The organism is Bartonella sp. MF74HXZ, from assembly GCF_042194445.1.
GTDB classification, from domain to species: domain Bacteria; phylum Pseudomonadota; class Alphaproteobacteria; order Rhizobiales; family Rhizobiaceae; genus Bartonella; species Bartonella grahamii.
Map to the genome: position 1 here is coordinate 49,923 of NZ_JBHIMW010000005.1, position 23,520 is coordinate 73,442.

General features: G+C 36.8%; 19 protein-coding genes and 2 pseudogenes. 5 read left to right on the forward strand and 16 right to left on the reverse strand.

Translation table 11 applies throughout. The annotated features are described in order from the left end of the window. The 3 genes and pseudogenes from ACFIJ8_RS05650 to ACFIJ8_RS05660 form a co-directional block, all read right to left on the reverse strand. Positions 1 to 465 (reverse strand): annotated as a pseudogene (locus ACFIJ8_RS05650) (hemin-binding protein E); the annotation flags it as partial. Between the two features lie 325 nt (positions 466 to 790). Further along, positions 791 to 1,624, reverse strand: a complete 834-nt coding sequence (locus ACFIJ8_RS05655) for an outer membrane protein (protein ID WP_273787821.1) — start codon at positions 1,622 to 1,624, stop codon at positions 791 to 793. Between the two features lie 1,894 nt (positions 1,625 to 3,518). After that, positions 3,519 to 3,848: a hypothetical protein gene (locus ACFIJ8_RS05660; RefSeq protein ID WP_375639187.1), complete on the reverse strand. Its 330-nt coding sequence runs from the start codon at positions 3,846 to 3,848 to the stop codon at positions 3,519 to 3,521. 747 nt (positions 3,849 to 4,595) lie between these two features. Between ACFIJ8_RS05660 and ACFIJ8_RS05665 the strand changes: the two are divergent. Next, a pseudogene (locus tag ACFIJ8_RS05665) lies at positions 4,596 to 5,050 on the forward strand (integrase); the annotation flags it as partial. A gap of 248 nt (positions 5,051 to 5,298) precedes the next feature. Here the strand turns inward: ACFIJ8_RS05665 and ACFIJ8_RS05670 are convergent. The 11 genes from ACFIJ8_RS05670 to gshB all read right to left on the reverse strand — a co-directional run bounded on the left by ACFIJ8_RS05670 (position 5,299) and on the right by gshB (position 17,906). After that, the gene (locus ACFIJ8_RS05670; protein ID WP_273787818.1) at positions 5,299 to 5,919 is read right to left on the reverse strand and encodes a ribonuclease D; all 621 of its coding nucleotides are present in this window, start codon (positions 5,917 to 5,919) and stop codon (positions 5,299 to 5,301) included. After that, on the reverse strand, positions 5,912 to 7,306 hold the full coding sequence (locus tag ACFIJ8_RS05675) for a M20/M25/M40 family metallo-hydrolase (RefSeq protein ID WP_375639188.1): 1,395 nt from the start codon (positions 7,304 to 7,306) through the stop codon (positions 5,912 to 5,914). Before ACFIJ8_RS05675 ends, ACFIJ8_RS05670 begins: the two co-directional genes overlap by 8 nt. An 83-nt stretch (positions 7,307 to 7,389) precedes the next feature. Continuing rightward, entirely contained in the window at positions 7,390 to 8,265 is an 876-nt protein-coding gene (gene mutM / locus ACFIJ8_RS05680) for a bifunctional DNA-formamidopyrimidine glycosylase/DNA-(apurinic or apyrimidinic site) lyase (RefSeq protein ID WP_012754658.1), read from the reverse strand. A 271-nt stretch (positions 8,266 to 8,536) separates the two neighbouring features. After that, on the reverse strand, positions 8,537 to 9,784 hold the full coding sequence (locus tag ACFIJ8_RS05685) for an aminopeptidase (RefSeq protein ID WP_273787816.1): 1,248 nt from the start codon (positions 9,782 to 9,784) through the stop codon (positions 8,537 to 8,539). A gap of 174 nt (positions 9,785 to 9,958) precedes the next feature. Then, positions 9,959 to 10,795 (reverse strand): cell wall hydrolase, encoded by an 837-nt coding sequence (locus ACFIJ8_RS05690; protein ID WP_375639189.1) that lies wholly within the window; start codon positions 10,793 to 10,795, stop codon positions 9,959 to 9,961. A 607-nt stretch (positions 10,796 to 11,402) separates the two neighbouring features. Continuing rightward, the gene (phoU, locus tag ACFIJ8_RS05695) at positions 11,403 to 12,125 is read right to left on the reverse strand and encodes a phosphate signaling complex protein PhoU (RefSeq protein WP_273787814.1); all 723 of its coding nucleotides are present in this window, start codon (positions 12,123 to 12,125) and stop codon (positions 11,403 to 11,405) included. Positions 12,126 to 12,146: 21 nt separating this feature from the next. After that, the gene (gene pstB, locus ACFIJ8_RS05700) at positions 12,147 to 12,905 is read right to left on the reverse strand and encodes a phosphate ABC transporter ATP-binding protein PstB (protein ID WP_273787813.1); all 759 of its coding nucleotides are present in this window, start codon (positions 12,903 to 12,905) and stop codon (positions 12,147 to 12,149) included. A gap of 51 nt (positions 12,906 to 12,956) precedes the next feature. Then, positions 12,957 to 14,246 (reverse strand): phosphate ABC transporter permease PstA, encoded by a 1,290-nt coding sequence (gene pstA, locus ACFIJ8_RS05705; protein ID WP_273787812.1) that lies wholly within the window; start codon positions 14,244 to 14,246, stop codon positions 12,957 to 12,959. Then, positions 14,243 to 15,703 carry a phosphate ABC transporter permease subunit PstC gene (gene pstC / locus ACFIJ8_RS05710; RefSeq protein ID WP_375639190.1) on the reverse strand — a complete coding sequence of 487 codons (1,461 nt, stop codon included), beginning with the start codon at positions 15,701 to 15,703 and terminating at the stop codon, positions 14,243 to 14,245. Before pstC ends, pstA begins: the two co-directional genes overlap by 4 nt. Before the next feature lie 75 nt (positions 15,704 to 15,778). After that, positions 15,779 to 16,825 carry a PstS family phosphate ABC transporter substrate-binding protein gene (locus ACFIJ8_RS05715; RefSeq protein ID WP_375628564.1) on the reverse strand — a complete coding sequence of 349 codons (1,047 nt, stop codon included), beginning with the start codon at positions 16,823 to 16,825 and terminating at the stop codon, positions 15,779 to 15,781. A gap of 142 nt (positions 16,826 to 16,967) precedes the next feature. Beyond that, a complete protein-coding gene (gshB, locus tag ACFIJ8_RS05720; RefSeq protein WP_208438595.1) occupies positions 16,968 to 17,906 on the reverse strand; it encodes a glutathione synthase in 939 nt (312 codons plus the stop codon). Positions 17,907 to 17,993: 87 nt separating this feature from the next. On the opposite strand from gshB, the gene ACFIJ8_RS05725 reads away from it, so the two are divergent. Continuing rightward, positions 17,994 to 18,788 (forward strand): molybdopterin-synthase adenylyltransferase MoeB, encoded by a 795-nt coding sequence (locus ACFIJ8_RS05725; RefSeq protein ID WP_012754649.1) that lies wholly within the window; start codon positions 17,994 to 17,996, stop codon positions 18,786 to 18,788. 431 nt (positions 18,789 to 19,219) lie between these two features. On the opposite strand, the gene ACFIJ8_RS05730 is transcribed toward ACFIJ8_RS05725, so the two are convergent. Both ACFIJ8_RS05730 and ACFIJ8_RS05735 read right to left on the reverse strand, forming a co-directional pair. Continuing rightward, positions 19,220 to 19,504, reverse strand: a complete 285-nt coding sequence (locus tag ACFIJ8_RS05730) for a hypothetical protein (protein WP_375639191.1) — start codon at positions 19,502 to 19,504, stop codon at positions 19,220 to 19,222. A gap of 177 nt (positions 19,505 to 19,681) precedes the next feature. Further along, positions 19,682 to 20,245: a c-type cytochrome gene (locus tag ACFIJ8_RS05735; RefSeq protein WP_375639192.1), complete on the reverse strand. Its 564-nt coding sequence runs from the start codon at positions 20,243 to 20,245 to the stop codon at positions 19,682 to 19,684. Positions 20,246 to 20,349: 104 nt separating this feature from the next. On the opposite strand from ACFIJ8_RS05735, the gene ACFIJ8_RS05740 reads away from it, so the two are divergent. From ACFIJ8_RS05740 to ACFIJ8_RS05750, 3 genes are all read left to right on the forward strand, one after another. Further along, positions 20,350 to 21,081 (forward strand): 3-deoxy-manno-octulosonate cytidylyltransferase, encoded by a 732-nt coding sequence (locus ACFIJ8_RS05740; protein WP_012754647.1) that lies wholly within the window; start codon positions 20,350 to 20,352, stop codon positions 21,079 to 21,081. Then, a complete protein-coding gene (locus ACFIJ8_RS05745; protein WP_273787808.1) occupies positions 21,078 to 21,941 on the forward strand; it encodes a prephenate dehydratase in 864 nt (287 codons plus the stop codon). Before ACFIJ8_RS05740 ends, ACFIJ8_RS05745 begins: the two co-directional genes overlap by 4 nt. 312 nt (positions 21,942 to 22,253) lie before the next feature. Next, positions 22,254 to 22,661 carry a hypothetical protein gene (locus ACFIJ8_RS05750; RefSeq protein WP_375639193.1) on the forward strand — a complete coding sequence of 136 codons (408 nt, stop codon included), beginning with the start codon at positions 22,254 to 22,256 and terminating at the stop codon, positions 22,659 to 22,661. Positions 22,662 to 23,520: the final 859 nt, after the last annotated feature.

Here is a 23,520-nt window from a genome sequence, read left to right on the forward strand (position 1 = left end):
TCCTGTTGGAGGAGTAGTTCCTGTTGGAGGAGTAGTTCCTGTTGGAGGAGTAGTTCCTGTTGGAGGAGTAGTTCCTGTTGGAGGAGTAGTTCCTGCTGGAGGAGTTACAGCTGGTGCTGCAGCTGTTCTTATATCCTTTTTACCAGACCAAATTATATCTGTTTCAACACCCAAAACAAGACCATTTCCAAGATCAAAGTTAGACCCTGCATAAATACCACCAATCAAACCTGAAAGTTTAGGCGATAAATCTTTATAAATTGAAGTATCTCTATCCTTATCTTTCAAGTCAAATTTACTAGAAAAACCACCAATCTGGGCACCGAGATAAAAACCTGTCCAAGAGAAAGCAGGGGCAGTAATAACTGGCGTTACTTCATGTGGAACGATAACATCAGCAGCCTGTGCCGCAGAAGCTGAAATCAAGGCGATAACAGAGGTCGTCATTAAAGATTTTATATTCATAAATTTTGCTCCTAATTTATTTATGAGCACAGTGCTACAAGATTACAGAAAGAAAAGCTGTAGTAAAAATGATACAGTCACAGAAAATGGATGGCACATCCCAGATAAAATCGCTTCATAGCTTTGTTTTGCACGAAAAACCTAAAATATATATATAAATAACTTATTGATTTTTAAATGTAATTATTGTTTATGATTTTTTTAAGAAAATCTGAATAATATCTTTTCACATCCACAATAAATTATGTATTGTGTGATAATATAGCAACAGAGAATAACAGAGGCGCTGTCAAAGACAGCGCCTCTTTATTTAACTTATCATCTGTTAAAATTTGTAAGCAACACCAACTCGGAAATCATTGGTTTTGTAAGATGTCTCATATTTATCATTTGAGAATTTCTTTTTACCAAAATCAGAGTAACGATATTCCGCACGGACAATAACGTTATTGGTCATTGCTAAATCAACACCAGCACCCAGAGTGTAACCAACAAGGGTCTTTGTTTCATCAGACAAGGTACCAGAAGCTATTACTTTATCTGAATCTTTGCCTGTTATTGAAATCGATGCAGTATCTTGAAGCTGCGTATAGGCGATACCACCAGCAACATAAGGCATAATGCGTTCAGCTGCAAAACCAATACGTACACGTGTCGCACCAGCCCACTTTTCTTTAAAAGTGAAACTGTGGGTCCGTTTAGCACCAGCTTCAAGCGCATCTTTACCAATATTAATTCCAGATTCTGTTAATATCTTCTTAATATAATTTATGTGATTTGGAAGAATAACATATGTGTTTCCTGTCTTCGTGTCATCTTTATTAGACCACATGATATCTGTATCAACACCTAAAATAAGGCCATTACCGAGATCAACGTTGGAACCTGCGTAAAGACCACCCATGAAACCAGATAGTTTAGGCAAAAGGTCGTCAGGCGCTGGAATCTTTTTTCCGTTACTGAGAATATCCATTTTCGTTTTACCCGAAAAACCACCAAGTTGCCCACCAAGGTAGAAACCTGTCCAAGAAAAAGTTGGAGCAACAATAACGGGAGCAACAGGTGTTGGACTTGGGGGAACAATAACATCTGCTGCTTGCGCCGCTGAAACTGAAACAAAAGCGAAAGCAGAAGCTGTTATTAACCATTTCATATTCATATTTTCTCTCCATAGCTGAATATTTATTTGAACACATCATTTCATATAGAGCCCAAACTTCAGATATCTGTAGCAAAAATGATACACTCATAAAAAAAACAAAAAGCCAATGAAAGCATCCTGAATTGCTTGATCTCTTAATAAATAAGAATTGAACTATGCCAATGTACAAATGATTTTCTCTTGTCACATTTGCTCTTCTTTATAAATTTTTCAAAAATATCTGCGTTATCACCATGGAAAGCATGTGCTCTTGTCTAATGAAAAATTATCCTTTTATATTAAATTCAAATGCTCTCATCTTAAACCATTGTATATTCAAGCAACAAAAATCATCCCTCTATACATTACAAACGAGCAAGTATGTGAAACCGTTAAAAAACTAAAAAGGTCACTTATGAATGTTTTCAATATCAAGAACTGTCAAATGCAATCGTTCTATTTAGATTTATACAAATAACGTTTTTACCTTCATCCTTAGCATGACAAAATGTGAAGGCTATGTATTTGTTTTTTTCATAAAAAAATGCTTATATTACAAATCAACTTGTATCGCACATAAACAAGACTTCCAATAATCCACGGATTGAAACAAGATCATATGCAACTTGCCTGCTCTTTGTTTTTACTTTAGGCATTTATTGTTTTTTAATATTTACCATTTTTTGCTTATCTCAACCTCATAGAAAGTCTTTTTCAGAGTTTCATCTTATTTGTAGGCTATCTATTTCATATTCTTTTATAAACGAAACTGTAAAAAATGCCTCAAGACAGGCAACTGGTATGATAAATGCTGACATCTATATTAAAACTCTCCCTAAAGCAAAAAAGATGAGAGATCTTTCTTAAAGTGTTCACACCAAACTTTTCTTTGAAAATCATTAATTGAGCAAACAATTTGGCAGAAAAAATATCTGATATTGCATCATAGACAAATAAAAAATATTTTTAAATCTAAGTCGAACAATAGATTGATTATAAACATAACTCATCATTTCGCATATTGAATAAGAAATCCGAATATCGTAAGATTCTCCCATTCCAAATCGGTTGTATGTTGCAATCACTCAAAACCATTTGATTGCATGTTACAAGCAGAAAAAGCCTTGTGGATAAAAGCTGTACAAAAAAGGACTAAAAACGCTTCTTATGAAGAGTCTCACATACCAAAGGCTGTCACAATATTGAGAGCTAGCAAAGTGTGTGATGAATGCCGTCTTGCCCCCTTCATAAGTATAAAGATGGTGGTACTCAATGGGTTTACCATTATACCCTTCATAGATAGCGTCGAGAAATGGGTTTGGGAGCATTGAAAAATGCTTCTTTAAAACAAGCGCACGTAAGTATGCAACTCAATGGCGTTTTATTTTTTGAAACACACTAAGATCAAAAGTTTAACATTAAAATAAATACTTGGTTTTCTCCTCGATTTGGACAAAGCGTTCTATCAGACCCTGTCTGCAAATAGTCCAGATTTTTATCGAGTGGATTTCATTTAGCTTTCCATTCATGTATCATTAACCAAAGGTTCTATAGACAAGTCCTTCACTAATCCCGCCACGTACTCTAAAAACACTTATTAAGGCGTTTTACATGCCTTATATAATCACACTCAAAATGATGATATTTACGGCATAACAAAATAACTCAAAACCTCTAGGCTATATTCATCTAAACCCATGAATTTTGTAATGACTGATTGCTATTATACTGTGTTATTCGTTCACTGAAACCCTCCTGTTCGTATCTTTTCCGAACAGTCCTCTTCATTCTCACCGTGCACAATCATAACACCCTTTAAACAAATAGCTCCCCCCCTGTTTTCAGGTGATAATATCTCCTTTTTTCAATTCTTGAGCATACGTTACACCTCTCAATGTTGTTTTCTCACTTTTTAAAAACTCATTGGACTTCGTGTAAATAGGTTTGGCCGTTCTCTTTTCCCTGGTCCTTTTTTAGGATTATATCCTCTTTTTTTACCAGAATGTGACACAGGTACTAACTTAGCTGCTGTTATGTATTCACTGTTATTTGTGCAAGAAAGTTCTATTTGAAAAACTTCATATAAGACCTTGCGAAGCTGTTCACTAGAAAAAAGACCTATTGGAGGAACAGCCGAAGATGCTCTCTGTATAAGGTTTTGAGACGCTAAAAAACTCGCCCCCTGAGCGATAGAAATTGAAGCAAAAGTAGCAAAAGCTGTAATAAAATATTTTATGTTCATAAATTTAACCTCATCAAATATCCATAATGGATTTTACCTAGTGCCTTCATTACAAATTTCTAGAGAAAAATAATATGTTTATAGATAAAAAGTGAAAATCCTTACAAATAAAGCTTTGGAGCCCTTTTGATTTTAAAATAAAAGCAAATTGCCCTGCTCTACCAACATAGAAATCACTTATTGAGTAATAAATTGAGTAATAAACAAAGGCACGAAGTATCGTCTGAAAATAATAAACTATACGAGCCTCACATAAACATATTGATTTATAAATATAATTTATATTTCCTCACACAAAATGAGCGCCTCGAATATCAGAATATTCTCTCATTCCAAACTTGTTCATTATACATTAAGCAAATTTATTCGCTTCCACATCATAAATGAAGTTTGTATATGGATAAAACTCTTGAAAACAGGGGGATTCTTACGAATCCGTTTAAATGCAAAAGCTATTGCAACGTTTTGACTTAGTAAAAAGCGCTCTTGCTGACTTGTTTCTAGCACACTTTTCTAGGAGTTGCTCTTTGCATTGTTCAATACAATCGTAGTTATCTGTATACATCAATCATATAATATATTGATTTATAATGATAGTTTAGCGTTATTCATATTGAATAAAAACCCTGAATACCGTAAGATTCTCTCATCCAAATCTTTTTCATGTTGAATCCATCAAAACCATTTGATTGCATGTTACAAGTGGGGAGAGGCGTATAAACAAAAAACACTAAAAAAAGACTAAAAATGCCTCTTATAAACCGTCTTAAGTGCCAAGGGACACACAATATTGGGAGCTGGCAAATTGTGTGATGGTAGCGGCTTGTTACTCCATAAGCGTAAAGATGGAAGTGCTCAACGAATTTTATATCATATTTTGGGGCTTTATCTTTATACCACTCATAAGCGCCGCCGTGACATGGGCTTGGGTGCCGGTTTCTTCTAAAAAAAGCACATGAATTAGCAACACAAATATATTCCGTTTAGGGCGTTCTGTTTTACATGAAGAACGTAAATCCATTAAAAACGTGAGAAACAAAAGCGTGAGGCAATGCGTAATCTCTATTATTTAACAGACATTGCTTTAGATACTTTTGAAAGTCGTAAAGCAGAATTAAAAATGATGGTAAAGATGAGATTTGGTTTTTATATTTACGCCTTCATATTTTCCCCAAGTAGGCTGTATACTGGTTTCAGAGATTGAAGTCTTCCAACCTACCATATGTTTCAAAACTCTCCTCAAAATTGCTTTTTTCAAATAAAAGCTGTTACAAAAATAAAAAATATGAATTCGCAAAAGTACTTTGATTACCTAAACTTCAAATGAAATAGCACCTAAGAATTTATTATAACTCTTATCAGAAAAGATGAGAGGATAAAATGCCCATAATGTACAAGCATTTCATCCTCTCACATCAATAATTAACTCCATTAAAAGCCAATTTTAAAGTTAGCTATGCGCAAAAATATCAACTTCCGCCCATCCTAAAAGATCAAGCCTAGCTCTCATAGGCAAAAATTGAAAGCATGCCTTGGCAACATTTTCTCGCTCTTCACGTCTTAAACGTTCTTCAAATATAACCTTTAAACGATGCAAATATAACACATCCGACGCAGCATATTCAATTTGTGCCTGTGATAACGTTTCTGCTGCCCAATCCGAAGATTGTTGCTGTTTAGAAATATTCACATTCAGCAATTCATTACAAATTTCTTTCAAGCCATGACGATCCGTATAAGTACGCGTGAGTTTCGAAGCAATCTTTGTACAAAAAATAGCCTCTGGCATAACACCAAATGTATGCGCTAAAATCGCAAGATCAAAACGCCCAAAATGGAATATTTTGATGACTGCATTATCTCCAAGAAGCTTGACCAAATTAGGTGCACTCTTTTGTCCTTTAGCAATTTGTATAATATCGGCAGTACCATCTCCAGAAGAAAGCTGAACAACACATAAACGATCACGATGGGGTTGTAACCCTAAAGTTTCAGTATCAATCGCAATGGCGTCAGTTTTATAATTGTCTAAGTTTGGTAAATCACCTTGATGAACGCGAATCTCAGCCATTTACCCTCCTATTTGCGAAAGCAGCAAGAATACGCGCCCAAGACCGCTGCCCTTTATGAAATGATTTTAAATTATACTTTTCATTAGGCGAATGAATACGGTCATCAGCCAGTCCAAAACCAACCAAAAGAGTTTCCATACCAAGAATTGACCGAAAATCTGCTACAATTGGGATCGAGCCCCCCATGGCTGTCAAGACAGCAGGCACTTCCCACTCTTGTGATAAGGCATCCTTCGCCTCCTTGATAAAAGATGAATCATCAGAAATCTGAAGTGCAGGAGAAGAACCGTGATTCTTAAATTCAACCTTACAATCAGCCGGAATTGAGCTACGTACATAATCACGCAACGCTTGGCGTATTTTCTCTGGATCTTGCTTATGCACCAAACGACAAGATACTTTTGCACTCGCTTGAGAAGCAATAACCGTTTTCATCCCTTCCCCTTCATAGCCGCCACTAATACCATTAATTTCCATGGTAGGACGTGCCCATACAAGCTCTAAAATGCTCCGCCCTTTTTCACCAGCAGGAATAGAAAGCCCTATAGGACCAAGAAATTTTTCAGCAGTACAATTAAGTTCATTCCATAACTGCAAAATCTGTGGAGGTGTTTCTTCTACGCCATCATAAAAACCAGGAAGTGTTACCCTATTATTTTCATCGTGAAGTCCTGCTAAGATTTTCGTTAGAATACGAATGGGATTAGCTGCTACTCCTCCAAAATAACCAGAATGCAAATCACGATTCGCTGCTGTAATAATCATCTCTTCTGCCATAATTCCCCGAAGAGAAAGAGCAATAGATGGTGTATCCGCATCCCACATTGACGTGTCACAAACCAATGCATAATCTGCCTTAAGTTCATCTTTATTTTCTTTTAAAAAAGGAATAAGGGAAGGAGAAGCACATTCTTCCTCACCTTCACATAAAATAGTAACTTTAACAGGAAGATGCCCTGTTTCTTTCTTAAATGCACGACATGCTTCAATAAAAGTCATCAACTGACCTTTGTCATCTGAAGCTCCACGAGCACAAATAACTTTCTCTCCATCTCTCTCTTTTAAAGAAGGTGTAAATGGATCATCCTCCCATAAACTCAAAGGATCAACAGGTTGAACATCATAATGTCCGTAAAACAACACATGCAAACAATCATCCGAAGGTCCTGGATGATGCCCAACAACCATTGGATGACCCGGTGTATCACGGCGTGAAGCCTCAAAACCGATGCTTTTTAAATCCTCTACTAACCAGTCAGCTGCTTTACGACATGCATCCTTGTAAGCCGAGTCTGTAGAAATCGATTGAAAACGTAAAAGAGAAAAAAGGCGTTCAAGGCTCTTTTCTATATTTCCATCAAGATGTGTTAGTACTTTATTCAGCATAAAAAAACCTCTCAAGCCTTGTGTAATTATATTATAGATACGACGACTTTAAGCCTCTTGTAAGATTTTGCAAGACACCTTATTCATTTTTGGCATTGTGAGCAGTAAAAACTTGAACGTCCAGCCTGTAAAATACGCACAATAGGCGTTCCACATTCCAAACATTGCTTGCCTTCTCGTCCATAAACTGAAAAAGCATGTTGAAAATAACCAAGTGAACCATCTATATGCATATAATCACGTAAAGAAGAGCCACCAGACAAAATGGCTTCAGAAATCACATTGCGTATATTTTGTGCTAAAGAATCTGCAAATTCACATGCACGTGCCGTTTTTGATGCCAATGTAAATGCACCACGTTGTGGAGACAAACGACTCCGCCAAAGTGCTTCACAAACATAAATATTCCCAAGACCTGCAACAATAGACTGATCAAGTAAAACGCTCTTGAGAGACATTTTTTTATTAACAAAAGCCTTTTGTAAATAACGACCAGAAAACGAATTACTCATAGGTTCAAGCCCTAGCTTATTTAAAAGTGGATGTTCATAAAGCTTGTCCGTATTGACTAAAAGCATAAATCCAAAGCGACGCACATCATTATAAATAAGATGATAAACTTCACCATCCCTTGTTTGAATATCCATGACAAAATGATCATGCTTAATCAATTTACTTGTCGTTGAAAAAACTGTTCTTAAAAGATCATTCTCTATACGCCATGAACCAGACATTCCTAAATGGCTTAAAATCGTTTCATCCTGAGAAAGATGAAATAATAAATATTTCGCACGCCGACCAAGTTCTATAATTGTTCTGCCAATAAGGCGCTCAGAAAAAGCCTCAGGAAAAGGAAAGCGCAAATCTCTACGATTAAGTCTGACAGATACTATCTTTGCATCAGTTACAACAGGCTCAAGTCCACGACGAACTGTCTCTACTTCAGGAAGTTCAGGCATCTCTCTTCTTTAATAATTATACACGTTCCAATTGTATCACCAATAAATTGATTTCTTTTCCCCCCTCAAAGAACGAAGGTTTCCTCTACATCTGCTCTATAAGAAACAAATTTTTGATGAGTGGATTTCTCTTGGCGTCCTACTCATATGAGTCACTTAACTAAAGGCTTTATAGCCAAGCCCTGCCTTGAATATTCACCAGACACTCTAAAATACTTAACGTATCAATGAGGCTTACATCCCACTCCACATCGAATGCGGCATAACAGGATTAAGCCCATTCACCCTTACGAAACACAGGAACTCTTACACCATCTTGGGTAATGCCATCTATATCAATTTCGCCAGAACCAATCATCCAGTCAATATGAATGACACTTTTATTACCACCACGTGCTGCAATCTCTTCTGACGTCAAAGATGCCCCATCTAAAAAGCATTTGGAATAACATTGCCCTAAAGCAATATGACATGCAGCATTTTCATCAAATAAGGTATTATAAAAAAGGAGGTCACTCTTAGAAATTGGTGAAGAATGGGGCACAAGAGCAACTTCGCCCAATCGGCTTGCACCCTCATCACTTTGCAAAACCTGTTGCAAAACTTCCTGACCCGTTGATGCACGAGACTCAACAATACGCCCTGCTTCAAAACGTACTTCAATATTATCAACCAGTGTTCCTTGATAGGAAAGTGGTTTCGTCGAACGAACAAAACCTTCAACCTTATGAGCATGAGGAGTCGTGAAAACTTCCTCTGTCGGAATATTCGGATTGCAAATAACACCATTTTGAGCAACGGATGCACCACCATGCCATTCATGATCATCTGCCAAACCAACAGTTAAATCAGTCCCTGGCCCTGTAAAGTGTAAGGCAGAAAAACGCTGCGCATTAAGCCAAGATGATCGTTTCTTTAAATTCTCGTTATGGACAACCCACGCATGTACCGGATCTTCTTCTGTAACACGTGAAGCAGAAAAAATTGCATCGGCTAATTTTTTAATCGCCTCATTCAGTGGTAAAGAAGGAAACATTGCCTCAGCCCATCCTGCTGTTGGATAAGCAACAATTGACCAATTTATAGAAAAATTCGATATTTTTTTGAGAGCAGGCTGGTAAGCTAGCGAAGTCGCCTTATTCAAACGCGCAACCTTATCAAAATCTTGATTGGAAAGGAGCAAAGGATTATCACCAACAATTGCTAAACGCGCTGCCCCATTTTCAAAAGCCTTCGCCATTCCCTCATAAAGCCAAGAAGGGGCACAATCAAAACTAGCTGTATGGGCATTTTCAAAACGTGTAAGCGATAACATATCATCACTAAAAATTGGTGTAATGACACCAGCACCAACCTTATAAGCATGATATGCAATACGCCGAACAAAAGGTAATGCTGAAACTGGAGCAGTCAAAACAAGATCCTGCCCCTCTTGTAAATTCAACCCCACTTTTACTGTAATTTCTGCAAGACGATTAAGCATTTCAGGCGAAATTGTCTCATGAATATCAAAGTACATTACCAATACCCTTCTTTAAATAAAATGCGTTCTTTACGTCGTCATATTATAAATTGTTTTTTAGATCCTTTGAGTTTACTTTCTCTACGTATATTGATGCGTGTCATTATCGCTAAAGGATCACTTAATTCATAAACCGCAATGGGGGTATAACCCTTCTTTTGTCGTGAAAACTTACCAGTTTCTGTGTCGTTTTTCTAACATTGCAACAATTGCATTTAACTGATCTGATGAAGGCAAAGTCATAATCGTTTTATTTTCCTCTTTCCTAGCTAGATGTTGAGGTGCATAGGCAGGAATAGGAACTTTATCAAGCTGTACCATAGCAAAATGCGCAGGATGTGCCGTTTTGGACTGTGCTACTTCTATCGAAGGAGATGCACTTTTCTCTACCTTTACTCCCCTACTTTCTGTGGCTTCATCTATAAAGCTTGGCGCATGACCAGAACGTTCTTGAGCAAAAGCATAAGCAACATCATAAGGGCGATTATTTGTAGGAACTTGAAGTTCCCCATTACGTGATCGTTTTTCATAAAAAGCATTTCCCCCTGCAACCTGAACATAATGCATGTTTTTATACGGAAAAGACAAACCAGCGGTATGAAAAAACTTAGCGTGTTTAACTTTCTTATCTCGTTCACCCCGTAAAACAGCATCAGCCGCCTCTCTTACACGAGCAACAGATGCTTTCTCCGTCATAGGACGCGTTAAAACACCAGGAGCAAACTGCTTATATTGACCAACAACACCACAAATCGTCTTAGGATAGGCGGTTGAATTAACACGATTCATAACAACCGTCCCAACGGCAATCATTCCTTCACGGCTTGTGCGATTTGATTCAAAATACATCGCTCGCATAAGACATTGACGCTCTGTCAATGGATACGTAACTGTTTTTGTCTTATTGTTATTTACTTTTCCAGTATCTAAACGATTTGAAGCACACCCCACAACAACTAACGGCGCTACACAACAGGTAACAAAAACATTCCAACGATTTTTTTTCATCTTATGCAACACATTCCTATAATCTCTGAGCTATTCAAATTTTGAAACGAGCTTTAAATGTATCTCTCAATAAAGTACATAGCTAATTGTTACCACTCAGTAAAATTTTAATACAAGAGGTAATAAAAAAGTATCTATGCAAAATAAAAAATAAAAAACTCTTAATTTACAGATCAATATTGTTATTCTTCATGGTCCAATATAGGCCATAATAACCCACACGTTTCAATTACAATAAAGCAACACTATCTACTTCTTCTACATCCGAAAAAATTTGGATAGCAAAACTCTTTGCATCGATATTGAAAAAAATAATACAGATATCCCCTTTAATATAAAAACATAAAACTTTAACAAAACGATCTGAAAGGAAATTCCCCTAGAAAACTCCCCTCCGGCCACAGCACGAGTGATGATATCATCCAATATACAAATATGTCAAACCAAGAGTTAGAAATCTGCTATGCTTCTCTGAAAAAACTCTTTGTTTCTTCTTTGTGCTTTTCCATAATATAGCTATCTTATTCTTTCTATAGCTGCACTGTAAGAAAATCCTCATAGTATCTACAAACTTATTATATATATATATATATATATAAGAAAAATTTTAATCTATTTTCTTCTCACCTATCCCAACTTTATAAGTAAGGTCATCGCGAGGACGATCAGAAGACATATGGTAACCCGTTATGATATAATGCAGCATTTCAGCAATATTCGTAACATGATCACCAATTCGTTCAATATTCTTTAAACAAAACAGCAAGTGCGTACAAACCGTAATATTGCGCATATCTTCCATCATATATGTCAAAAGTTCACGAAAAAGAGAAGTATACAAAGCATCAATCTTCTCATCACGCTCACGCACAGCGTCAACACGCTCTAATAGGCGACTCGTATAAGCATTTAAGACTTCTTTTAATTGATTGAGTGCTAAAGCTGTAATTGTTTCAAGCCCATGATAAACAGAAGCAGATTGACGTATTTCTGAAAGTGCAACAGTCCTTTTAGCAATGTTTTTAGCCATATCCCCAATCCGCTCAAGATCAGAAGAAATACGAATAGCTCCAATAATTTCACGCAAATCAACAGCCATCGGTTGGCGTTTGCAAATAATAGCAACCGCTTTTTCATCAATGTCACGTTCTGCTTCATCTAAAAATACATCATCGGCAATCACTGTCGTTGCAAGTTGAAGATCACTACACACAACCGATGCGACAGAACGTTCAATCATCCTTTCTGCATGGCTCCCCATTTCTGTAATCCTTGCTTTTAAATATTTTAGTTCTGCATCATAAGAACGGACAGTATGGTTCATAGACATATCTTACACTCCTCAATTCACCTATCCAAAACGCCCCGTAATATAATCTTGCGTCCGTTGCTCTTTTGGTGAGGTAAAGATCATTTCAGTCGCACCAACTTCTACCAAATGCCCTAAATGAAACATAGCCGTATATTGAGAAACACGTGCGGCCTGTTGCATGGAATGCGTTACGATAACAATTGTATAATTTTGCCGTAATGCATCGATAAGCTCTTCAATCCGTGCCGTCGCAATGGGATCAAGAGCTGAACAGGGCTCATCCATCAAAATAACTTCAGGACTAACCGCAATAGCACGTGCAATACACAAACGCTGTTGTTGTCCCCCTGATAAACTTGTTCCAAGATCATGAAGACGGTCTTTTACTTCTTCAAATAAACCTGCCTGCCTCAAACTCTTTTCAACTATATCATGCAATTCAGAGCGCGTTTTAACTAAACCATGAATGCGTGGACCATACGCAACATTTTCAAATATAGATTTTGGAAAAGGACTAGGCTTTTGAAAAACCATTCCAACACGGGCGCGCAATTCTACAACATCAATCCTCTGGTCATAAATATTCTCCCCATCTAAGGTAATAAGACCGGTTGTTTTAGCGCCTTCAATCGTATCATTCATACGGTTAAAACAACGCAAAAAAGTCGACTTTCCGCATCCTGATGGACCAATCAAAGCTGTTACTTGATGTTCAGGAATATCAAGTGTAATACCGTGGAGTGCTTCTTTGTCTCCATAAGAAACCTTCACATCCTGACCTCGCATTTTAATCTTCATTACAAAAATTCACCTTACAAAAATCTTATCAAAACTGTTATTTTATTAAAATTACTGGCGGCGTTCAAATCGTCGACGTAAAAAAACCGCAGAAATATTCATGATTGCAAGAAAAATCATTAACACAATAATAGCACCTGACGTCTTTTCAACAAAAGCGCGCTCTGCTTCACCTGCCCACATAAAAATTTGAACAGGCAAAGCCGTTGCTGGATCCATGGGGGTTGTAGGAATATTAACAACAAAAGCAACCATTCCAATCAGAAGCAAAGGCGCTGTTTCACCCAAAGCCTGTGCGACTCCAATAATTGTGCCTGTCAAAATACCAGGCGCAGCTAAAGGAACAACATGATGAAAAATCATTTGTGTTTTTGATGCTCCCAGTCCTAAAGCTGCTGCACGAATAGAGAGAGGAACTGCACGCAGAGCAGAGCGTGTTGCAATAATAATCGTGGGAAGAGTCATGAGCGCTAAAACAAGACCACCAACAAAAGAGGCTGAACGTGGTAATCCTAAAAAATTAACAAAAAACGAGAGTCCTAAAAGACCAAACACAATTGAAGGAACAGCTGCAAGATTATTGATATTAACCTCTATAAAATCTGTAAATTTATTTTTGCGTGCATATTCTTCCAAATAAAGAGCCGTTGCTATGCCTATCGGAAGTGAAACTAATAAAACGATGCCTATCATATAAAGAGAACCAATAATCGCAACACCTAATCCCGCAGTCTCAGGACGACTTGAAGCGCCAAATGTAAAAAAACCAATATTAAATGTTTTATAAAGCGTACCATCATGCGCTAAACGCTTTATCCATTCTACTTGTCGATTAGAAACTTTACGGTTTTTTTCTGCTACACGCAGATCAATCTGTCCCTTATAAGCAGAATCAATATCCGCAGATGCCAAAACCTTAACTTTTTGCATTGTGCCAATCAGTTTTGGATTCTTTGTTACCATTTCACGCAGCTGAACACGGACACCATTTGAAAACATACGGTTAACTTCTCGAAGAGAGACGCGGTCATTTTGATCTATATTAAGTTTCTTTGCTAAAGCATTGCGTACAAGAAGCGGATAATTCGCCGTCATGAGCACTCGCGGTTTTGTTTTATGTTGACCACTTGGATCAATGATCTTTTCATCCAAATAAATCGATAATGTCATTTCACTTTGAAAAAAAGCTGTATAACCCTGACTAATGATAGACCATAAAAGCGTAAATAAAAAAAACAAACCAATAAAAATGGCAATCAAACCATAGGCACGAAAACGACGTTCAGCCCAATACCGACGCTTGAGGCTAATATTGCGACGAGGGAAAAAATCTTCATTCATTCATATTGTTCCCGATATTTACGCACAATATAAAGAGCCAGAATATTCATCAAAAGTGTCATAACAAAGAGCGTCATCCCTAAGGCAAAAGCCACCAGAGTTTGTGGAGAATTAAACTCAAAATCACCGGTCAATTGATTAACAATCTTAACAGTCATCGTAGTCATTGCTTCGAAAGGATTGAGTGTTAAGTTTGCTGCAACACCTGCCGCCAAAACTACAATCATTGTTTCTCCAATTGCACGCGATGCCGTTAACAAAATGGCCCCCATAATCCCTGGAAGCGCTGCTGGTATAACAACTTTTTTAATTGTTTCAGATTGCGTTGCGCCTAAACCATAAGAACCTTCACGTAAAATGCGTGGAACAGCCGTAATAACATCATCCGATAAAGAGGAAACAAAAGGTATCAACATAATTCCCATCACAACTCCAGCGGTCAAAACACTTTGTGCCATAATAAACCCACCCCCATCTGAGAGAGAAACAGAGAGATCACGTAAAAATGGTCCTACAACCTTCAAAGCAAAAAAACCATAAACAATGGTTGGAATGCCAGCAAGAACTTCCAACAATGGTTTTACAATTGCTCGCAATCGCGCAGAAGCATACTCAGCCATATAAAGAGCTGAAAATAGCCCTATAGGTACAGCAAAAAGCATGGCGACAAATGCAATATAAAGCGTACCCGCAAGAAGCGGTATTAAACCAAATTGTCCTACTTCATCGCTTGAGCCGCTCGCGGAAAAACGCGGATCCCAAACTGTTCCTAAAAAGAAATTTGAAAAGGATACAGACTGAAAAAAGCTTACTGTCTGAAAAAGCATAGAAAGCGCAATGGCTATTGTTGTCAAGACTGCAACAATAGATGCACAAATTAATCCAATAATAATAAAAGATTCAACCTTATTGCGCGCACGCTGATGAGGCGCAATTTGCACCATTCCACAGATAAAACCAAAAGACGCAATAACAAAAAGGAAACCATAACCTATAAACTTAAGCTTTTCAGAAGAGAATACCCACGACTGTGCTATTTTGAACACATCATCCGATGCTTCACTAGGTAAAATCAATCCCTTCGCGAATAACTGTGCCTGCACTTCCTTATAGGAAGCGGTAGAAAGATTCCCCTCAAAGCGATGAATCATTTTGACGAGACTTCGAAGTGTCTCCCAAAGTAGATCATGATTTACAGAATCTGTTACATGCGCACTATACGCCCCAAGCTCTCGAGAGGCATTATATTCTAAATAAATTGTACTCCCAACATCCCAAACAATTAAAAAAATAAAAGCTGGAATAACAGTAATCAAAAATGTCCACCAGCCATAATAATACGCACGAGAATGCATCTTATGCTGTTTGTATTCAAGAATGCGTGCTCGCATATAAGAAATACAAAAGCCACAAAATCCAAAAATCAATAATAAAAAAATAATGAAGGAAATGCGCATTTTATCTTTCAGTTTTTATAAAAAATAGCACCTAAATTTCCTATCCCAGAAATCCAACCAATTATTCCCTGCAAATTATTTCAATGTCATTACTCGACCAGTAGAAAAATCAGAACGCTGTGCTTGACGCTCCTTTTCAGGAGAAACAATCAAACCATATTCAGCCAAAGGACCATCTGGACCTATCATTTGATCAGAAAGAAAAAAGTCAACATACTCTCGCAAACCTGAAACAATATCTAAATGTGCTTTCTTAATATAGAAAAAAAGTGGTCGAGAAACTGGATATTGTCCACTAGAAATCGTCTCAACTGTTGGCGCAAAACCGTTAATATCGGCAACCTTCAGCCTATCAGCATTATTTTGATAAAAAGACAAACCAAAAATACCAACCCCTGTTTTATTAGAAGTTAGACGCGCAAATGTTTCAGAATAATCACCATCAATATCAACCGCTTTTCCATCCTTACGTACTGCAATACAAGCAGTGTGTATCTCCTTATCACCCATTCCTAAAGACTTCATCACCTCAACTGCCCCACTCTCTTTACACCCCTCAGTAAGTAATTTTTCCTCAAAAACTTCACGCGTCCCATGCTTCTCTCCAGGAATATACGCTGCTATCGTCCAATCAGGAAGAGCACTATTAACTGCACTCCATTTCAAAACATTATTCGGTTGCAACTTTCCGTCTATAATAATTCGAGCAGCAAGAGCTTTATAAACATCTACTGGCTTTAATTTCCAATCAGGACCCTTAATATCTGTTGCAAAAACAATACCATCATACCCAATACGTATTTCCTCAACATCTTTTACACCAGCATCAAAACAAGACTGTAATTCACTCGGTTTCATTGCTCGCGAAGCATTGACAATATCAACGGTGTTCTCCCCAATACCACGGCAGAATTCCTTAATACCAGCTCCTGTTCCACCCGATTCGATAACAGGAACCTTAAAATGGGGATAAATTTCTCCAAATGTCTCAGCAACAATCTTTTGATAAGGTAAAACTGTAGATGAACCAGTAATCTGTATTTGATCGCGCGCATTGCCTCCATTTGCTGACAGCAGTAGCGCAAAAATCAATCCCACTCCAATTGATAATACTCTGCTCATCTATAAACTCCCTAAAAATTGAGGACAAAGCCTCTTAATTTATATCATACGGTCATTCTAGTTCACATTTGCAACATAACAAATATAAAAAACAACATGGATCATTTTTTTAAAACCATGTTTTTGTCTTCTGTCAAATAAATTAATTTGAACGCTTGAACTCAATAACATCCCAAAACAAATGAGCAACATCTGTACCGCAGAAGCGTTTAATTTCACGAATTCCTGTAGGAGACGTCACATTAATTTCTGTTATATAATCTCCGATCACATCAATCCCCACAAAAAGAAGACCACGTTCCTTTAAGGCTGGAGCAATGCGTTCACAAATCTCATAATCACGTTTTGTTAACTCAACATTTTCCGCGCGACCTCCAACATGCATATTAGAGCGCACATCTGTTTTTGTCGGAATTCGATTAATAGCTCCAACGGGTGTACCATCAAGCAAAATAATCCTTTTATCTCCTTTTCGTACTGCCTCTAAATAGCGCTGAACAATAAAAGGTTCATGATAAATTTCTGCAAACATTTCCAACAATGATGCTAAATTGCGATCATCTTGTTTTAAATAAAAAACACCAGCGCCCCCATTTCCATAAAGTGGTTTAACAATAATATCGCCAAATGTCTCTCTAAAAGCTGTTATTTCTTCAATATCTTTGGTAATTAATGTTTCTGGCATCAGATCAGAAAATTCAGTAACAAAAATTTTTTCTGGGCTGTTGCGTACCCATGCTGGATCATTCACAACGAGTGTTTTAGGATGAATACGTTCTAACAAATGAGTCGTTGTGATATAATTGAGATCAAAAGGTGGATCTTGGCGTAAAAGAACCACATCCATATCTGTTAATTCCGTGCGAACAGGCTTTTCTAATTGATAGTGGCTTCCCTCTTTATCATGCACAATCAATGGCTCTAGTCGTGCAATCACACAACCATCACACAGAGATAAACGATCTGGTGTATAATGGAAGAGAGAATGTCCACGTTCTTGTGCTGCTAAAGCGAGTGCAAATGTCGTATCTCCTTGAATCCGAACTGTTGAAATATGATCCATCTGAATGGCAATTTTCATAAATAAATCCTCTCTATCCTAAAAGCAGACTGGTCTATGCACCATAAACTTAGTAAACAATAAAAGAACTATGACAAGAGAAAATTTATGACACAAGAAACAGATACAAAATTAAACAACAAAGAAATCGAACGCTATGCACGCCACATCATTTTACCTGAGATTGGTGGTGCAGGGCAACAAAAGCTAAAAAAAGCACGTGTTCTTGTTGTGGGCGCTGGTGGTCTTGGTGCTCCTGTCTTAACCTATTTGGCTGCCGCAGGTGTTGGAACCCTTGGAATTGTCGATAACGACATCGTTTCACTTTCCAATTTACAACGCCAAGTTATTCATAAAACAAATGCAATAAACAAAAGAAAAACAGACAGTGCTGAAACCACTATAAAAGCAATAAATCCCCATGTTGTAGTTGAAAAACACACCCTACGCTTAGATAAAAGTAATGTGGATAAACTGCTCAATGCTTACCACATCATTGTTGATGGAAGTGATAATTTTACGACACGCTACCTTCTTGCTGATCACGCTGCCCAATGCAAAAAACCTTTAATAAGTGGTGCTGTAGAACGTTTTAATGGCTCATTAACCGTCCTTATGCCGTATAAAGACAATAATCCTCACTATCGCGATTTATTTCCCACGCCTCCAGCTCACGGAACTATCCCAACATGCGCTGAAACTGGAATCATCGGTGTTTTACCTGGCGTTATTGGGACCCTACAAGCAATGGAAGTTATTAAAATGATCACAAATATTGGTGAACCCTTAGTGGGAAAAATTCTTCTCTACAATGGATTATTAGCGCAATTTAATATTATTACTTATAAACGCTCAAATTATAAGGAAAATGCCATAGTTATTAAGAAGCTTGGAGAATCATGATTATGTCTCCTCCCGCATTAATTTTTAGCACTCTCGCAATATGTATTGAAATACTGATGTTTTATCGTAAGTCATCGAAACACTGTAACCAATGGAAACTATTAAATTTATCACAAATATGGAAGACCTTTTGTGAAAAAATAATTCTCTATAATAGCTTATCAGCATAATTTCATGTCATCATCTATAAATGAACAAAGACTCGTGCAAACTTAGCTGCCATCAGTATTCTTGTGTAAAAAATTTTCGAAGTAGATAAAAATATAATCAGCAGAATTCTATTTTACTATTTACACATAAAAATTGCTTCACATGAAAGTGCTTACTTCAAACCATAACTTATAAATAAATAATCTAAATCATAGTTTAGTTATCGATACTATAAGAGATCAATGATCTGTCCCTACACCTCTAACCTCAAGAGAAAACGTCTATTCATCAAGCATCATAAAACGCAGCTTAGGATTATTGCACGTATAAGAATAATCAATTGTCTCTGTTCGCAAGAAAAATACATGGGTATTGATGTGTACAGAAAGATTAAGATAAACCTCATGGAGAGCTTTAATTACATAATTATTGCATTCAGAAGCAGAAAGATGCCGCTCATGAATTGATAATCCTTCAGCGATAATTTCACAGACAAGCATATGTAGAAAAAGTGAAGCAAACCAATTTTGAAAATCAATCTGCAGATGACAGCGTAAAGAGTGCATTTTTATAAAAGATCTCTTTAAAACAAGCGAGTAAATATGTAACATTAAATGTGTTCTGTTTTGAATGAGGGACGTTCCCCCCTAACAAAACATTGATAAGAGCTCTTTTGATAAAACCGTGAAACTAAAATTACAAAAAATCAGACTTCTTTCTAAAATTAACATCTATGGTATAAGTTAATTTGGCTCGTTCCCTTTATTATTATCCATTGGTAAAGGAACAGGATGATCGGATAAACTGCGTAAATAAAGCAAAAGATCGGCACGATCTTGATCATTTTTAATTCCACGAAAAGACATAATAGTCCCAGGAAAAGCTTCACGTGGAGAATGTAAATAACGATCCAAAGTGATAAAATCCCATTTTTGATCAGAATGAGAACGCAATGCCCGTGAATAAGCAAAACCTGCTGCTGATGCCAAAGGGCGATTAACAATCTCCCAGAGAACTGGGCCAACACGCCCTGCTTCATTGCGTCCAGAAGTATGGCATATGGCACATTGGCGAAAAAGTTTACGGCCATTTTCAAAATTGCCTTGTTGAAGACGGCTATTTAGTGATAGAGAAACATCAGGTGCTTTTTGTTTTTTTTGAAATGTATCATTCTTGGCAACTGTATGATAATATTGGACTGATGTAGGATGATCGTAAACTATATTGCTGAGTGTAGAAATCCCCACAATAATGACCAGCACACATAAACAAGCACAAATAAAATAAATAAATCTCGGGCGATTCATAAAAACTCAAATGTTCACGGTTTCATTACCATTTTTAGTTTAAGCTTTTTCTTTATAATACACAACATTATAAATGCATCACAGATGACATTTGGAATCTTACAATGGCTCTTGAACCAATTATTCTTATTCCTGCTCGTATAGGCTCAACCCGTCTTCCTCAAAAAGCTCTCGCTGAAATTGGCGGAAAGCCGATGATTGTACATGTCGCAGAACAAGCCAAAAAAGCTGCAATAGGGCGTACGATCGTTGCAACAGATCATAATGATATTGCTAAAGCTGTTGCAGATTATGGGCATGAATGTATCATAACACAAGGTGATCATAAGTCTGGATCTGATCGTATTTATGAAGCTTTAATGCGTATTGATCCTGAACAACGTTACAATACCATTTTAAATATACAAGGTGACTTACCAACAATAATGCCTCGTGAAATCATTCATGCGCTACGCCCTTTAGAAAATAGCTTTACTGACATTGCAACCTTGGGTGCTCGAATCATTGAAGAAAATGAAAAAAGAGATCCCAATGTGGTCAAAATCATTGGTACACCTCTTTCTCAAAATCGCCTTCGTGCTCTTTATTTTACGCGCACCACAGCACCTTATGGAGATGGTCCTCTTTATCATCATATTGGAATATACGCTTATCGGCGCGAAGCACTTGAGAAATTTATATCATTCAAACCCTCTACACTCGAGCAACGCGAAAAACTTGAACAATTACGTGCATTAGAACATAATATGCGCATCGATGTGGAGATAGTTGATACAATTCCCTTAGGCGTAGACACACAACGTGATCTCGATAGAGTACGTAAGATTTTAGCATGAAAATACTTAAAAAAACCAATAAAATTTCTTTCCAAGGAGAATACGGCGCTAATTCCCATATTGCTTGCTCCAATATGTTCCCCAATATGGATGCTGTTCCCTCTGCTACTTTTGAAGACGCCCTTAATTTAGTGGAAAGTGGGAAAGCTGATCTTGCTATGATCCCTATTGAAAATACTCTTGCGGGACGCGTTGCAGACATCCATCATCTTTTACCGCAATCATCTCTTTATATTATTGATGAATATTTTTTACCTATCCATTTTCAATTAATGGTTTTGCCCGGCGTTACATATGACGAAATTAAAACCGTCCACAGCCATACGCATGCCCTTGCACAATGCCGAAAAATCATACGAAACAACGGTTGGAAACCTGTTGTTTCTACAGACACTGCTGGAGCTGCAAAGTTTATTAAAAAAAATGCTAAACGTTCACAGGCTGCCTTAGCTCCTCTGATCGCAGCAGAACTCTATGGACTTGATATTCTTGAAAGGGATGTTGAAGATAACCCTCATAATATTACCCGTTTTGTCATCCTTTCACGCTCCAAACGACATGTCCCCAAGCCTAAAAATGGCGAAAAAATCATCACCAGTCTTCTTTTTCGAGTGCGCAATGTCCCCGCCGCTCTCTATAAAGCTATGGGAGGATTTGCAACGAATGGTATCAATATGACAAAATTAGAAAGCTATCAAATTGGTGGAAATTTCAATGCAACACAATTCTTTGTTGATATTGAAGGACATCCTGAAGATCCGATGATGAAACTTGCCTTAGAAGAATTATCTTTCTTTTCTGCAGAACTGCGTATTATAGGTACTTATCCCGCACAAAACGATCGAACATCGTATATATAAAAGCAATTAAGCTGCCATCATTTTTTGCTGATATCAAAGAGCATCGTAAAAATTTCATGATGCAACGCATCTCGGAAGAGCTTGTTTTTTACTCAACACCCTTCATAAACACTGAAGAAGAAAAATTAGCTCTCAAAACAATTCAAATTATTATACATAATAGAGCATTCAAATCTCTTAGACTGATATCATTCTGAACATGGTTTAAAGCTAGAAAATGCACCTTAGCCCTGCTTTTCGCATTAAGTTTGAACTTTCATTTTTATAAAAACTGATTTATGATTCATCTCACTTTAGAAAAAGGAAAGGATAATGAAAAAAATCTTCGCGCAAGGATTATTAGCCGCAAATATTCTCGCCTGCTCTAGTGTTGCATTTGCTGGCTTTGGTGAGAGAAAATGGAATTTTTCGCTGGATGAAAGTGTTGTGATCACCCCATCCGATATTGTCCATCAAGGAGTTGAATACTCTTGTAGTATCTTTAAACCTAATAAAGTATCCTTCACTTTATCATACTCTACCCCTTCTGATCTAAACAAATTGAGAATTGTTGTTGATGATGAAAAGAAAATAACCCATGATAAAGAAAAGAAGGTCTTTACACTAAAAAATATAAAATCTCTTCATATAAGTTTTCCTTCGTCAGGACATTATATTTTTAAAAATATTACGAAGAAAAAAGTTGTTGGAACAAATTGTGACACAGGAGATTATGATTAATAATATTTCTATAACATCTAAATTTGAGTAGAGTTATTCTTTTTTCAGGTATTTTTTTCAAAATACGACATGATAAGCTGTTAAAACTAATCGCTGAAGGGGTATTTTTATACTAATATGGAAAAACCTTAAGCTGCTCAGAACATTAGATATTGAAGGACTTTTGCAAAAACTAAAAGACTAAACTTAAATTGTTCTGGATTTCCTACTATCAGAGCTATTTTTTAATAAGAATATGACTTCTATCTTCGTAGCTGCTTCATTTTAAGTGCTATGAAGCACATCTTACCCAAATCACTTAGATAAACAGAAAAGCGAAACTTGCTCTATAGATGTATTCCTCGCTGCATTTTAAATCATACTCATTCAGCTTTTTGTAAAAATTCATCTCTCTTTTCCCTCCTTGTTAAAGAATATAATTATTTGAAACTATAAAATGTCGCTTATATCGAATAAGAACCATTTTTACGCTTATAAAACCAGTACCCCCTTATTTCTATAGCGCTGAATGTTGCATCTTCTCTTGTATGAGCACAGTCACTTAAAAAATATATGAAACCTTTTCTCAAATGATGAAAATTCATATATTGATCCATCTTGTGATAAACATCGATGTTTTTTAATTAAAAGAACAAGCACGCAAAGAGCGATAACATCTACTCAGTATTTATATTCGTATATGTTAAAAGAAAAAATATTACGTATTTGATATTCTCATTCACTATAGAAATCAGGTGGTGGTCTTATAAGATATTTAAGATATTGACTTATCATTTTAAGACTTTGATTTCTTATACTGAATTACAACTACGAATAAAGTAAGATCCTCCCATCTTAAATCTTCATATTGAATCAATTA

Coding starts and splice junctions, on each gene's coding strand:
- ACFIJ8_RS05730 (WP_375639191.1), bottom strand. CDS start 19,504: ATGCACTCTTTACGCTGTCATCTGCAGATTGATTTTCAAAATTGGTTT.
- ACFIJ8_RS05745 (WP_273787808.1), top strand. CDS start 21,078: ATGAAAATACTTAAAAAAACCAATAAAATTTCTTTCCAAGGAGAATAC.
- gshB (WP_208438595.1), bottom strand. CDS start 17,906: ATGAAAATTGCCATTCAGATGGATCATATTTCAACAGTTCGGATTCAA.
- phoU (WP_273787814.1), bottom strand. CDS start 12,125: ATGTCTATGAACCATACTGTCCGTTCTTATGATGCAGAACTAAAATAT.
- ACFIJ8_RS05740 (WP_012754647.1), top strand. CDS start 20,350: ATGGCTCTTGAACCAATTATTCTTATTCCTGCTCGTATAGGCTCAACC.
- pstC (WP_375639190.1), bottom strand. CDS start 15,703: ATGCGCATTTCCTTCATTATTTTTTTATTATTGATTTTTGGATTTTGT.
- ACFIJ8_RS05750 (WP_375639193.1), top strand. CDS start 22,254: ATGAAAAAAATCTTCGCGCAAGGATTATTAGCCGCAAATATTCTCGCC.
- ACFIJ8_RS05670 (WP_273787818.1), bottom strand. CDS start 5,919: ATGGCTGAGATTCGCGTTCATCAAGGTGATTTACCAAACTTAGACAAT.
- ACFIJ8_RS05685 (WP_273787816.1), bottom strand. CDS start 9,784: ATGTACTTTGATATTCATGAGACAATTTCGCCTGAAATGCTTAATCGT.
- ACFIJ8_RS05655 (WP_273787821.1), bottom strand. CDS start 1,624: ATGAATATGAAATGGTTAATAACAGCTTCTGCTTTCGCTTTTGTTTCA.
- pstA (WP_273787812.1), bottom strand. CDS start 14,246: ATGAATGAAGATTTTTTCCCTCGTCGCAATATTAGCCTCAAGCGTCGG.
- ACFIJ8_RS05735 (WP_375639192.1), bottom strand. CDS start 20,245: ATGAATCGCCCGAGATTTATTTATTTTATTTGTGCTTGTTTATGTGTG.
- ACFIJ8_RS05660 (WP_375639187.1), bottom strand. CDS start 3,848: ATGAACATAAAATATTTTATTACAGCTTTTGCTACTTTTGCTTCAATT.
- mutM (WP_012754658.1), bottom strand. CDS start 8,265: ATGCCTGAACTTCCTGAAGTAGAGACAGTTCGTCGTGGACTTGAGCCT.
- ACFIJ8_RS05690 (WP_375639189.1), bottom strand. CDS start 10,795: ATGAAAAAAAATCGTTGGAATGTTTTTGTTACCTGTTGTGTAGCGCCG.
- ACFIJ8_RS05725 (WP_012754649.1), top strand. CDS start 17,994: ATGACACAAGAAACAGATACAAAATTAAACAACAAAGAAATCGAACGC.
- ACFIJ8_RS05675 (WP_375639188.1), bottom strand. CDS start 7,306: ATGCTGAATAAAGTACTAACACATCTTGATGGAAATATAGAAAAGAGC.
- pstB (WP_273787813.1), bottom strand. CDS start 12,905: ATGAAGATTAAAATGCGAGGTCAGGATGTGAAGGTTTCTTATGGAGAC.
- ACFIJ8_RS05715 (WP_375628564.1), bottom strand. CDS start 16,825: ATGAGCAGAGTATTATCAATTGGAGTGGGATTGATTTTTGCGCTACTG.